The sequence below is a fragment of the Streptomyces monashensis genome (assembly GCF_001866665.1).
Lineage (GTDB): Bacteria > Actinomycetota > Actinomycetes > Streptomycetales > Streptomycetaceae > Streptomyces > Streptomyces monashensis.
Genome location: NZ_MLYO01000039.1, coordinates 1 through 12,109, shown reverse-complemented (window position 1 = coordinate 12,109; position 12,109 = coordinate 1). Strand labels below are relative to the sequence as shown.

The 12,109-nt window shown below is 72.0% G+C and carries 10 protein-coding genes and 4 pseudogenes; 3 read left to right on the top strand and 11 right to left on the bottom strand.

The window, feature by feature from the left end; genetic code table 11:
- Positions 1-37: 37 nt before the first annotated feature.
- The gene (locus BIV23_RS24120) at positions 38-817 is read right to left on the bottom strand and encodes an SDR family NAD(P)-dependent oxidoreductase (protein WP_071383029.1); all 780 of its coding nucleotides are present in this window, start codon (positions 815-817) and stop codon (positions 38-40) included.
- Positions 818-919: 102 nt separating this feature from the next.
- On the opposite strand from BIV23_RS24120, the pseudogene BIV23_RS53995 reads away from it, so the two are divergent.
- A pseudogene (locus BIV23_RS53995) lies at positions 920-1,093 on the top strand (IS982 family transposase); the annotation flags it as partial.
- A 211-nt stretch (positions 1,094-1,304) separates the two neighbouring features.
- A pseudogene (locus BIV23_RS48815) lies at positions 1,305-1,451 on the top strand (IS256 family transposase); the annotation flags it as partial.
- 84 nt (positions 1,452-1,535) lie between these two features.
- Here the strand turns inward: BIV23_RS48815 and BIV23_RS52085 are convergent.
- The 3 genes and pseudogenes from BIV23_RS52085 to BIV23_RS53990 form a co-directional block, all read right to left on the bottom strand.
- Positions 1,536-1,763, bottom strand: a pseudogene (locus tag BIV23_RS52085) (alpha/beta fold hydrolase); the annotation flags it as partial.
- Positions 1,764-1,924: 161 nt separating this feature from the next.
- Positions 1,925-3,850, bottom strand: coding sequence for an NHL repeat-containing protein (locus BIV23_RS24105; protein WP_071383026.1), 1,926 nt, complete (start codon positions 3,848-3,850; stop codon positions 1,925-1,927).
- Between the two features lie 191 nt (positions 3,851-4,041).
- Positions 4,042-5,262 (bottom strand): DMT family transporter, encoded by a 1,221-nt coding sequence (locus tag BIV23_RS53990; RefSeq protein ID WP_425443519.1) that lies wholly within the window; start codon positions 5,260-5,262, stop codon positions 4,042-4,044.
- Positions 5,263-5,288: 26 nt separating this feature from the next.
- On the opposite strand from BIV23_RS53990, the pseudogene BIV23_RS46625 reads away from it, so the two are divergent.
- A pseudogene (locus BIV23_RS46625) lies at positions 5,289-5,569 on the top strand (MarR family winged helix-turn-helix transcriptional regulator); the annotation flags it as partial.
- 113 nt (positions 5,570-5,682) lie between these two features.
- Here the strand turns inward: BIV23_RS46625 and BIV23_RS24095 are convergent.
- From BIV23_RS24095 to BIV23_RS24065, 7 genes are all read right to left on the bottom strand, one after another.
- The gene (locus BIV23_RS24095; RefSeq protein WP_079173323.1) at positions 5,683-6,237 is read right to left on the bottom strand and encodes a DoxX family protein; all 555 of its coding nucleotides are present in this window, start codon (positions 6,235-6,237) and stop codon (positions 5,683-5,685) included.
- Between the two features lie 249 nt (positions 6,238-6,486).
- Positions 6,487-7,206, bottom strand: coding sequence for a cupredoxin domain-containing protein (locus BIV23_RS24090; RefSeq protein WP_071383025.1), 720 nt, complete (start codon positions 7,204-7,206; stop codon positions 6,487-6,489).
- Positions 7,194-7,763: a hypothetical protein gene (locus tag BIV23_RS24085; protein WP_245790613.1), complete on the bottom strand. Its 570-nt coding sequence runs from the start codon at positions 7,761-7,763 to the stop codon at positions 7,194-7,196. Before BIV23_RS24085 ends, BIV23_RS24090 begins: the two co-directional genes overlap by 13 nt.
- A 178-nt stretch (positions 7,764-7,941) precedes the next feature.
- Complete coding sequence (locus BIV23_RS24080) at positions 7,942-9,000, bottom strand: cupredoxin domain-containing protein (protein WP_071383024.1); 1,059 nt, start codon at positions 8,998-9,000, stop codon at positions 7,942-7,944.
- An 83-nt stretch (positions 9,001-9,083) separates the two neighbouring features.
- Entirely contained in the window at positions 9,084-10,427 is a 1,344-nt protein-coding gene (locus tag BIV23_RS24075; protein ID WP_245790612.1) for a copper resistance CopC/CopD family protein, read from the bottom strand.
- On the bottom strand, positions 10,424-10,642 hold the full coding sequence (locus BIV23_RS52080) for a hypothetical protein (protein WP_245790611.1): 219 nt from the start codon (positions 10,640-10,642) through the stop codon (positions 10,424-10,426). Before BIV23_RS52080 ends, BIV23_RS24075 begins: the two co-directional genes overlap by 4 nt.
- Before the next feature lie 747 nt (positions 10,643-11,389).
- Positions 11,390-11,995 (bottom strand): hypothetical protein, encoded by a 606-nt coding sequence (locus BIV23_RS24065; RefSeq protein ID WP_071383022.1) that lies wholly within the window; start codon positions 11,993-11,995, stop codon positions 11,390-11,392.
- Between the last annotated feature and the right edge of the window lie 114 nt (positions 11,996-12,109).

Here is a 12,109-nt window from a genome sequence, read left to right as displayed (position 1 = left end):
CCAACAAACCCCCCTCCGAGCGTTACCGGGCGGCGGATCACCCGCCCGTGATCGGGCCGAGGTAGGTACCGCCGGAGACATCGATGACCTGGCCGGTCACCCAGCGCCCCTGCGGACCTGCCAGGAAGCCCACCACATCTGCGACGTCCTCCGGCTCGCCGATCCGTCCGAGCGCGGTGATCGACTCAAGCTCGGCCATCGCCTCGGGAACGCCGGTCCACCCGGCGGTCATGTCGGTGAGCACCACCCCGGGTTCGACCGTGTTCACCGTGATCCCGCGTCGGCCCAGTTCGTTGGCGAGCGACGGGCTGAGGGCAGACAGCGCGGCCTTGGTGACGGTGTAGCCGATCTGCAGAGGATTCGCGATCCGAGTGGCCGCCGAGCCCACGTTGACGATCCGGCCGCCGTCCCGCAGCAGTGGCAGCGCCCGCTGGATCACGAAGATCGGCGCGCTCACATTGACCGCCAGAAGCCGCTCCCACTCCTCCTCGGTGAGCTGCCCGATCGAACTGACCGAGTGGATACCCGCATTGTTGACCAGGATGTCCAGGCCGTCCGCACCGTGGTCCGCCAACCCGGCGGTGAGCCCCTTGAACAACGAGTCCACCGCACCGCTCTCGCCGAACCCGGCCTGCACCGAGAACGCCCGGCCCCCGGCCTCGGCGATCAGCGCCACGGTCTCCGCGGCGGCCGCGTCGTCACCACCGTAGTGGACCGCGACCAGCGCCCCCTCGATAGCGAGCCGCAGGGCGACCGCGCGCCCGATCCCGCGCGAGCCGCCTGTTACCAGTGCGGTCCTGCCGTCCAGTTCCCCCACGATCGCCTCTCCCCTCGTGCTGCCCCGGCCGAACCCGGGACCGATCTCAAGTACATCCGAAGTCCCGCGCCGCCAAAGGACGAAGGTGCCCAAGATCAGTGTGTGACGACCGATCTGAACACCCTCTTGACCGCACTGTACGTGAAGACCGACGACGAGATCCGGGGAACGCAACAGCTGCTCAGCGACTCCGAACTCCTCTGCCTGGCGGTGACACAGACACTCCTCGGCTACCACTGCCAGGCCCGCTCGCTGCGCTACGCGTGCAAGCACCTGTGGGGGCGCGGGGTTGAGAACAGGGGCCGGGCCGAGGTGTTGACCGTCGATCTGCCGCCCGTGGCACCCGACCATTTCGGCCAGGACAGCATCCGCGTCCGCCCGCAGAAGCTCATCACCTGGAACCTGGAAATCCGGGGCACCGCCGCCCTCGAACGTCAAGTGAGGTGAGGCCGAATGCACCGCCTCAGTCCCGCAGCCGGCTGGGAGCGCCGCCGCTTTGACGTGCATCTACATGGCGCGGATGAGCCCGGACCCGACGGGCAAGAGCCGCAAGCGGTGGGCCATGCACTGGAAGGCACCCCTCAACGCGTTCCAGATCGCCTTCGAGGGCCGCCTGACCCCGAGCAACAACTGACCACTCAACAACCAGGAACGGCCGTTGAACTGACACACCATCCGGCCCTGCAAGCGGACGTCTACGCCAGTGCGATTCTTCGACGTGGCCCTCATCCGCGTGCTCGGGCACGACGATTCGGGTGGTGTCGTCGGCCCATGGGCTGATGGCGGCGGCCATGTCCGGAACGGAGCCGCGACTGCTGGAGATTCCGAGGATGGGCACGGTCAGGTGCCGCCACTTGAGCGTCTCACGGTTCTTGCGCGCTGACTCCGCGGCGTCTCGGCAGGGCTCGAGGCAAGCGCGCAGGCCGCCGTCGACGGCCACGCCCGCCGGCGCACGCCTGGCGCAACGCGGGGCCTCGCAAGGCGAAGCGGCCCTGCGATCGGTTCCCGGGCGACCGAACTCCGGCAGGGTGTCCAGCCAGGTGCCGGTGTGGCCCCGCCGTCCCTCGCGCACGAGGGACGGCGGCGCCAACCGGGTGCCGAGAAGGGCTAGTTGGTGAAGTACAGGTACTTCCAGGATCCGTATGTCGTCGTGTTCACGGTGTCGCCGGAGGTGCCGTTGATGTACGAGGACCGGATCCGTGCCTTGATGCCGGAGTGACCGGGGGCCGGGATGTAGACGACGGACCTGCCGTCCGTGCCCAGGCTGAAGTACTTGGAACCGTCCGCCTCCCACTTGCCGTTGACGTAGACCTGTAGTTCGAGGCGCTGCTTGCGGCCCGGGTAGTAGGTCATGGTCGTGGTGAACAGGGGCGCGACGTTCTTGTGGAACCAGTAGTACGGGGTCGTGCCGATCTTCGCCGTCCTGTACTGCCGGGAGACCGCGAGGGAGACGGCCACGCGCGCGTACGCCGTGGACTTCACGGTCTTGGGCGCGGTGCGGGTGTCGCCCTTGAAGACGGCGGTGACGTCCGTGTCCCGGAGCATGTTGAGGGTGACGGAGAGGTTGCCGCCGGAGTCGACGGTGCCGCTCTTCAGCAGCTTGTTGGGCTTGTCGGCGCCGTAGGGGTTGGCCCAGATCTCGACCGTGCGGTTCTTGTGGGTCGGGCCGAGGTGCGCGGTGAAGGTGACGGCTTTGTTGTAGTCGTACACGTTGCCGTTGTTGTTCAGGGTCAGGCTCGGTGTCGCGAAGGAGACCTTGACCTGGGCGGTGGCGGTGGCCGTCGCGTGGGTGCCGTCGCCCGCGTAGGAGACCTTGTACGTGGCTGTGCCGCCGGCCTGCGGGGTGTCGGTGAAGGAGTACGAGCCGTCGGCGTGCACGGTGGCGTCGGGCAGCACCTTGCCGTTCGGGTTCTCCGCGTCGGTGCGGAGGACCTTCAGCGTGGTGCCGGCGGGCAGCTGCGTCGCCGTCGACAGGGTGCCCGAGACGGTGAGCTGCCTGCCGCCGGTCGCGGTGGACGGGGCGTTGACCGACAGCGTGGGCTGCTCCAGCGTCGGATTGCCGAGCGGAGTGACGACCCAGCCGCTGTTGGTACCGACAAGGGCGAACAGCTCGGTGGAGTCCGGGGACCAGGCCAGCGGGGTCTTCGCCCCGTTGGAGCCGGTGTTGTAGGTACGGATCGGCACGGCGCCGTCCGGCCGGTAGACCGACACGGTGGCGCCGTTCGCCTGCGCGACCAGCCCGTTCGGGGCGATGTCGGCGTCGGTCCCGTTCGGGTAGGCGCCGTCGGCGGCGAACGCGCCGTTCGTGTACGCCTGCCGCTCGGTGCCGTTGACCAGCACATGGGTGCCGCCGGGCACCAGGTCGATGTCGTGGATGCCGCTGTTGAGCGAGTAGTCGCCGTGGTAGTACGCGACCTGCTGCGGCGTGCCGGAGGAGACGTCGAGGACGGCCATCGAGTCGGTGGACAGGCCGGTCTCACCGACGGCGAGGATGCCGGGCTGGGTGGGGTCGGTGTCGAGCAGCGCCTGGCCCCAGAGCTTGTTGGTGTACTGGCCCGTCGTCACCGTGCCGGCGCCGGCCGGGTCGACCGAACCGAGGTTGCCGTCCCACTGGTCGCCGTACGTGAACCACACCTTGCCGCCGGACACGGCCACATGGGTCGGGCCGGTGGTGGTGGGCACGGTGTAGCGGGACCTGACGGTCAGGGTGGCCGCGTCCAGCGCCACGATCTGGTGGCTGCCCGAGGCGGCCGCGTACAGCGTGCTGCCGTCGTCGGACAGGGCGAGGTCGGTGACGTCGGTGATGCCGTCCGCCTCGCCGACCTGGTTGCCGTTGTGGTCGGCGGCGAAGACCTTGCCGGTCTCCGCGTCGCCGACGAAGACCCGGCCGGTCGCGCCGTCGACGACGAACCCGCCGACCGCGTACACGGAGGCGGGAGCCGCCGAGGCCGTACCGGCCGATATCACGCTCAGCGCCGCCGAGCTGAAGACGACCGCGAGCGCCGTCGCGGTCGAGATGCTGCGCCTTCGCACAGTTGTGTAACCCCCACGAGGAGTCCCGGCCTGAGACCGGGAGCCGATGGCGCCGCGCATCGCCCGGCCGTGACCGAAACGGTGCGGTGACGACCGGGGCGCGACTGCCAGCGGCAGCGTATGACATGGGTGTGACAGTCGATGAGCGGGAATGGTTGTGCGTCAGGAGGGACAGCCTGGATTGGGGTGGCTCAGCCCAGGGGTGCCACCGCGTGGTCCGGGTCTGGGAACGCCGCGTCGTCAGGCGTCGCTTCCGGCCCCGAGGCCGTACTGCGCCAGAGCCGGCGGCAGGCCGAGACCGTCGCCGCCAGCAGCAGCCCGTCGCGGATCAGCAGGACGACGATGCCCGGCAGATCGCTGCGCACGACCTGGCCGAAGCCGACGGGGAATTCGAGCACCGTGAAGAAGCACGCGGCCAGGATGAGCAGCACCGGCCGGCGCTGGACGGTGGAGCGGCCGGTCAGGCAGAGCGCGCCGAGACCGAGGAGCCAGATCAGGTACTGCGGGCTGATCACCCGGCTGGTGGTGACGAAGACCAGCACCGCGGCGAACGCGGCGTCGTAGAGCACGGCGTCGCTGTAGGTGCGGGCTCGTACTCGCCCAGTGAACGACTGCCGGCGGGCGACCACGCTGCCACCCGTCGCGGTGCGGCCCGGTTGCCGGTGTCGGCCGGACCGTGGTGGACGCGGCCCGTCCTCACCCGGGGTTGCAGGTGGAGGACTCGCGGGCGGACGCTGGTCGCGGACGGGGTGGAGAGCAGTCCGGCGGCTGCCGCGTCGGCCCGCGCGTGCGGGCCGTCCCAGGACGACTCCGGCCAGGACGAATGCCGGCCCGCACAGCTGCTGGACGTTGAGCGCCTCTCCGGCGACCGCGGTGCCGAGCAGCACGCCGGTGACGGGGTTGAGCAGTCCGACCAGGCCCACGGTCCCCGCGGGCAGGTGCCGCAGCCCGGTGAACCAGGCGGCGAAGGCCAGCGCGGTGGCGACCGGGGCGACGTAGCCGAACGCAAGGAGCTCCGGTGCGGAGAGTGCGGGCGGAAGGCCCTCTGCGGCTGCGGCGACCGGCAGCAGGAACAGCGCTCCGGCAGCGAGCTGCCAGGCGGTCGAGGCAAGCACATCGGCACCGGTGTTCCACCGTTTGGTCAGGATATGAGCGAAGGACGACACCAGCATGGCCGCGGCCAAGGCGAGGACTCCCGGCACGCTCACCCCTCCCGCCCCCGTGAGCAGCATGAGACAGACACCGCCGAGCCCGATCGCGGCGCCGGCCAAGTGCGCGATGCCGGGCCGCTCGGACACCAGGGCCCAGGCGATGAGCGTCATCGCCGGCGGGGACACCGCCATGACGGTCGAGGCGACGCTCGTCGGGAGCAGCTGGGAGGCGGCGTAGCCGAGCACGAAGAGCACGCTCACGTTGAGCAGCCCGAGCACCGCGGACCGCCACCACCATGGTCACCAGCGGCGCGATGACGAAGAGAATCGACCGCCTGGAGCGAGCCGGACTCGTCACCCGCCGCCGCTCCGACGACGACCAGCGCGGCCGGATCGTCGCCCTCACCCGGCCCGGACGCGAACTGATCGACCGGGCCTTCGCAGACCACATGGGCAACGAACGCCGCTTGCCGGACCTGCTGACGCCCGCCGAGACCGAGGCACTCGAAGGCCTGCTCACACCTGGCTCTCCCGCGTGGAAAGTCCGCGCGCGTCCGACGGCAGGTGACCCACCATCGCGGGCTGCTCCCCCGCGCAGACGTCCGGGCCGGCCGCAACGATACGGCGCGCCACACCTGATCCCTGGTCGTGTCGTCCCGCTCCCCGGGCGGACCCCCGCTCTCACAGACTCAGCGTGATCGCGGCGGCGACACCTCCGACACCCAGAGCGAAGCCGGCTTCGGGCCAGCCGCCGGCACCCCAGCGGAAGAAGCGGTCGATGGCCAGGCGGCCCGGTCCGATCGCGGCGACGGCCAGGGCGACGACGGCGATGCAGACGCTGTACTCCACTCCGCCGTTCGTCTCCCACAGGCCGTGGGCCCCGGTGACGGTCGCCATGGCGTTGATCATCACACCGATCAGGGCGGCGGCCGCGAGGGGCGTGAACAGGCCGACGGCCAGGCCGAGGCCGCCGAGGAACTCCGAGAGACCGCCGATCACCGCGAAGACCTTCCCCGGGTGGTAGCCCAGCGCGTCGAATCCCTTGCCGGTGGCCGTCAGCCCCGGCCCCCCGAACAGCCCGAAGACCTTCTGAGAGCCGTGCCCGGCCATGAACAGGCCGAAGACCAGCCTGATGAGCAGAAGTCCGCAGTCGCGGGCGGGCAGCCCGCGCGCAAGGGTCCACCGTGCTGCCGGTCCCGTGGAAGTCGAGGACCGCCTTGTGTTGCGCTTCGTCATCTCAGTGCTCCGGTACGGACGCCGAAACGGGCGTTGATCGCCGGCCTGGACAGGCATCGGCTCACCGATCGGCGGTGCGGAACCCGCGCTTCGCCGCGGGGTGCGAGCCGCCCCTACCGATGCTTCCGCAACGGCGGTGGCCCCGCACATCGTGGCGCGTTCGACCGCATGACGCCGTCGCTGCCAGGGCACGTGCGCCCGCGGCACCGGGCCTCTGGTCCTCCTCGTCGTCCGGTGCGGGGTGTGATGTCAGCTCGACGAGGCCGGGCCGCCGCCGCGCGGGCCCGTGGCGGCGGAGCGGGAGCCGACCAGGAGCAGGCACAGCACCGCGACTCCCGCGACGATCCCGGCGAGGAGGAGCAGCGGGTCGAGGGGGCGGGCGGCGGAGGCGGTGTTCTCGGTCGGCGCGGTTGCCTGCTGGCTGGCTGCGGCGGACGGGGTGCCGGATGCCGGTGCGGCGGCAGCGGCCGTACTGCCGTGGCCGGTGTGTCCGGTCGCGGTCGCCGCGGACCGGGTGGACCGGGTGGGCTGTGCGGCGGCGGGAGCGGGAGCCCGGCCCGCGTGCTGCTGGGCGGTCGGGTGCGCGGTGGGGGCGGGTGCGGCCTGGACGAGGAGTTGGGCGGTCATGCCGGGGTGCACGGTGCAGACGTATCCGTAGGTGCCCGGGGTCGTGAACGTGTGGCTCCAGGACGCGCCCTTGGCGAGCATCGGGGAGTGGATCGAGTCCGGGCCGGAGATGGTCTTCACGTCATGCGGCGCCTGGTCCTGGTTGACCCAGGTGACGGTGTCACCGGCCGTGATGGTGAGGGCGCGCGGGCCGAAGGCGTAGCCCGACATCACGACCTGGTGCGAGGAGGCGGCATGCGCCGGGCGCGCGGAGAGGAAGCCGACGCCGGCGGCCATCAGCAGGACGGCCAGCAGTAGGCGTGCGCCGCGGGCGGGCCGCGGCCGAATGGTCAGGGGCTGCATGTGAACTCCGCGGCGACGAGCAGGCCGAGGTGGCGTGCGGGGCGTGTCCGGGACAGGGCGAAACCGGTGGTGCGGTGCAACGGGCCGTAGGGGACGCGTGCGGTGCCGACGACGAGGAGGCGGTCGTCGGTGCGTTCGACGACGCGCAGCAGCAGGGTGGCGGGCAGGGTCTCCAGCGAGGCGTCGCCCGTGCCGAGGCTGCCGTGCACGCGCAGCCGTGCTCCGCCCGCCATCGGTTCGATCGCGGTACCGACGAGGGTGAGCAGTTCGCCGCCGAGCGCGTCGCCGCCCAGCGTGAGCCGCAGGACGCTGTCCTGCCCGTCCGGGGCGACGGTCAGCGCGGCCTCCTCGACGTCGGCGCGGCGGCGCAGGACGACCAGCGGTCCGAGCCGGTGGGTGAGTTCGGTGACGCAGCGGCCGGGGGCGGCCGCGTATGCGCCCGGCCGGGGCAGTCGGCCGGGGTCCATGCGCGGCGGCGGGGTCGCGTCGGGCGACGGGATCGCGGCGGGCGACGGATGAGCGGGCAGTGGTCGGGTGGAGGCGGGTTCGATGGTCATGGCGGTCCTCGGAAGGAGCGGACGGTCCGGGCGCCGCACGCGGACGGCGGCCGGAGGGGTCGGTGACCGGCGCCGGACGGGACGGGGACAATGGCGGTGGTGGCGGGCCGGCCGACTGTGACTCGGCCGGCCCGCCACGTCCGCTCTCCCCGCCGCCGTCAGGAGGAGTTGGTGAGCGTCAGCAGGAGTTGGTGAGGTAGTCCTCGGTGGGCGCGAGCAGGTGCTCCGCCCAGACGGTGTGCGTCTTGACGTACTGGTCGGGGTTGAGGATGTCCGCGACCTGCTGGCTCAGGGGCTCCTGAAGGTGTGCGGAGTTGACGTGCTGGAGGAGCACCGTGAGCGTGCCGTCGGCGACGGAGCCGACGCCGTTCACGGCCGGGGTGAGGATCGACTCCAGCCAGACGGTGTGCATCTTCAGGTAGCTGTCGAGCTTGAGCGCGTCCTGGACCTGCTGACCCGGGGACTCCTCCAGGTGGGCCTTGTCGATGTGCTGGAGGATCGGCAGCAGGACCTGCTGGACGCTGACGCACTGGTCGCCGCCGTCCCCGCCGCCGCTGGTCCCGCCGGAGCCGCCGCTGCCGCCGGTCGAACCGCCGCTGTGGCCACCCGTGGAGCCTCCGGAGCCCGAACCGCCGGTGCCGCCTGCGGTGGAGCCGCCCGTCGACCCTCCGGTGGAGCCTCCGGTCGACCCACCGGAGCCCGACCCACCCGTCGATCCGCCGGTCGATCCACCAGTGGTCCCGCCGCTGCCGCCGCTGTCGGCGACGACGGTGACGGAGGCGGTCATGTCCGGGTGGACCGCGCAGTAGTACGTGTACGTGCCCGGCCTGGTGAAGGTGTAGGACCAACTGTCGCCCTTGTTCAGCGTGCCGGAGTCGAACTTCGCCGGGCCGCCGGTGGTGGTGACCGTGTGCGGAGCGGTGTCCTCGTTGACCCATTTCACGGTCTCGCCGACCTTGATGGTCAGGGTCGGCCGGGCGAACTTGTAGCCCTTGATCTCGATGGTGTGGTCGGCGGCCTTGGCCTGGGCCGCGGCCGGCTGCGCCTGGGCCATGGAGTGGGCTTCGGCCGCCGGTGCGGCGGTGGCCGGAGCGGCGACCCCGCCGGCCGCCTGGAGCAGGCCCAGACAGGCAGCGGCCGCGATGCCGGCGCCCAGGCCGGTGGCCAGCAGGACCCGGTTGCCCACCCGGGAGTGCCGGTGGCGGGGCGGGGGTGCGGTGGTGTCGTCGGTACGCATGATCGTGTGTCTCTCCTTGTCGGTGAGAGGGGGCGGGGCCGGGCGCCCGGCCCGTGCGAGGAGGCGGGGCAGCCACGCGCCGGTCAGCGGCCGGGAGCCGAGGTGACCAGCAGACTCGTCGCGGCGAGGATGACGAGGACGAGCCCCGTCTCGGCCGCGACCGAGTAGACGAAGGGCCGCACGATGGCGCGGTCGCCGCGCAGCAGTACGGCGATGTCGAGCCGGGTGCGCACCCAGCTCCGGCTGCCCTGGGCGATCAGCAACACCGCGGCCAGGACGGCGAGTTTGAGCAGCAGCAGCCGGCCGTAGCCGGTGTGGAACAGGGCGCCGAAGGAGCCGACGATCTGCCAGGCCAGCACCGCTCCGGCCACGGCGACCGCCGCGACGGAGACGAAGGCCAGGGTGGAGTAGCCGGCCACGGCGGCCGACAGTTCCTCCGGGCGGCGCCGGGGCAGGACCCCGAGGAGCAGCAGAGTCAGCCCGCCCAGCCACACGGACACCCCGAGCAGGTGCACCAGGTCGGCGATCGCGCCCCAACCAGGGCGTGTGCCCTCGGCGTTGTGGCCCGCCATACCGGTCGTGCGGAGCAGGCCCAGGGCGATCGTGAGGGCACCGACCCGCCATCCCGGCGAACGTGCGGCCTGCTCACCGCCCTGGAGGAGGGCGGCGAGCACGATGGCGGCGAGCACCCACATCAGCAGCCGGCAGGCGGCGACCACGCCGACCTCGGTGCTCAACAGATCCTGGTACGTGGAGAGTCGAAACGCATCGCCGAGCGTACCCATCGCCCCGTACGCGCCCTGCAGCCCCGGAGCGGCCAGGGCCGACGCGAGTCCGCCCGTCCACGCGACCGTCAGGATGCGACGCGTACGGCGGTCCTGCGTGCCCTGCGGCCAGAGGAGCGCGAGGAAGGCGAGGCCGCCGACGTAGAGGGCGAGGGCGAGGTACCCGGCCCACCGCACGGCGGCCCATGTCGTGCGCACGGTGTCGGACGGCTTGGGCGCCACGGCCGTGTCGGGGGCGGAGGCGTCCTTCTCCTTCGAGGCGAGAGGGAAGGAGAGCGTGCCGGAGGTCGGATGGCCGTCCTCTATGTCGCGGACCTGCCAAGCCAGGGTGAGTCGCTGCCGCCCGGACGCCTTCGGGACGGCGACGTCGACGACACGGCCCTGCGGCTCGGCGCGACCGGGCCTGGACACCGCCAGCCGCCTGCCGTCCGCGGTGACCTGGACGTCGGGCAGATCGACCGCTTCGCTGAAGGTCAGCCGTACGGTCGCCGGGGTGTGGGCGAGCCGCGCGCCGTCCTTCGGAGCCGACGACTCCAACTCGGTGTGTGCCGACGCGGCCGGAGCGAGCAGCAGCACGGCCAGCAGGGCGACCAACACAGCGGCCGGCGTGATGGCGCGCAGGGACAGCGCGCGAGGTCTCACCGCGGCACCCCCGGGATCACCGAGGGCGACGGTGCGATGCCGACACACAACGGGGAGAGGCCGGTGGCGGCGGACGGCGGCAGGAGGGCGGTGGCGGACGGCGACGGGGAGGGTGACGGTGCCGCGGACACCGTGGCCGAGGAGCGGCCCGCGCCGAGCAGGCCGTCCAGCAGGCCCGTCACGGAGCTGAGCGTGTCGCTCAGCAGCGGCTGCACCAGGTGCACCTCGCCGGTCCGACAGCCACCCGACGGCGAGGACGGGGACGGGGACGGGGACGACGGAACGGGAGATGGCGTCGGCGAGGGGGAAGCGGAGGACCCGGGCATCGGCATGCCGCCCCCTTCGCCACCGCCTGCGCCGTTATCTCCCCGCTCCCCTTGTCCGCCGGTGGATGACGTCCCGCTTGTCATCGGAATTCCGTCACCCGCAGTTCCCGGCCAGGAATCCCCCGACGAACCGGCACCCATATCGCCCCCGGAACTGCCGGAATTTCCGGACGCCGGCCCCTCTGACGGGCCGGTGGAGGCGGACTGCGCCGGCGCGGCCGGCGGTGCGGCGGTGTCAAGGGGCGCGGCTGCCGGTGCGCCGATGCCCGAGGCGTACCCGAGCACGACGATCACCGCCGCGACCAGTGCACCGGCTACGATCTCGTCGCGGTGGTCTCCCGGCCAGGACGCCCTGGCGAACAAGGACATGGCCCCTCCTGACGCTGTGCGTGAAAGGCAGTGCCAAGGAGTGCACCGAGACGAGGATTCCCGGCCGCTACGCGTCAGTTAATCGGCCGTTTCATTGCCTCATAGTCGACCACCACCCGACTGTGAGAACGGACCTCCACACACCAATCCGCGCATTGCATTCCGTGAAGAAAAAGGAGGCACCGTGAATTCGAACGCACTCCGCATTTACTTCTTCACCGAATCAGCGTGCATGCATGTGCAGCGGCATCCCACCCGCCCCGCCCGTCAGGCCCGCAACCCCGCCCGCCTGAGCGCCACTTCGGACAACGCGGCGATGACCTCGTCGTCTCCGCGACGCCAGGCGTCGGCCAGGCCGCCCGGCGGGACCGGCACCGCTGCGAGGTCGCGCTGCGGGCCGGTCAGGGCGCGCAGGGCGAGCAGGTCGGCGCCGCCGGGGCCGTCGAAGAGGTGCCGGGTGGTGGCGCTGTGCCTGATCCAGCGCAGGCGCGGCGCGAGCCAGAGCACCAGGACGAAGGCCACGGGCAGCACGATCAGGGCGAGCGCGGTCAGGTCGGCCACCTGGCCCACGACGTGCTGGAGCGACTGTCCGGCGTCGGACAGACCGTCACCCGCCCCGGCGGCGGCCTGGAGCGGCTTCTTCAGGGAGCCCCCGATCAGCGGCACCTGCGAGGCCGCGTCCCCGGCGGCCTGGAGGCCGAAGGCGAGGCTGTGGCCCGCGCTCTGCGCCTTGCGACCCGGCTCGGCCAGCCGCATGATCGCGCCGTGCACGGTCATCGCGAACGCCACCGCGACCGCGATGAGGGCCAGGGCGACCAGGTCAGCGAGCACCTGGCGGCTCCGGCGTGCCGGAGTCTGAGCGTAGAGGCGCATGGGCGTACTCCTGTTCCGGTGATGGAGCGGAGAGGGCGGGATCCGGCCGGGCGGGCCGCCGTGTTCGCGGCGGGGCCCGGCCGGGCGCTGGACTCGACTCTTCCACCGGACCAG

Bases quoted from the DNA above. Each gene is read 5' to 3' on its own strand.
- BIV23_RS24095 (WP_079173323.1), bottom strand. From the start codon at position 6,237: ATGACGAAGCGCAACACAAGGCGGTCCTCGACTTCCACGGGACCGGCA.
- BIV23_RS24090 (WP_071383025.1), bottom strand. From the start codon at position 7,206: ATGCAGCCCCTGACCATTCGGCCGCGGCCCGCCCGCGGCGCACGCCTA.
- BIV23_RS24085 (WP_245790613.1), bottom strand. From the start codon at position 7,763: ATGACCATCGAACCCGCCTCCACCCGACCACTGCCCGCTCATCCGTCG.
- BIV23_RS24080 (WP_071383024.1), bottom strand. From the start codon at position 9,000: ATGCGTACCGACGACACCACCGCACCCCCGCCCCGCCACCGGCACTCC.
- BIV23_RS24065 (WP_071383022.1), bottom strand. From the start codon at position 11,995: ATGCGCCTCTACGCTCAGACTCCGGCACGCCGGAGCCGCCAGGTGCTC.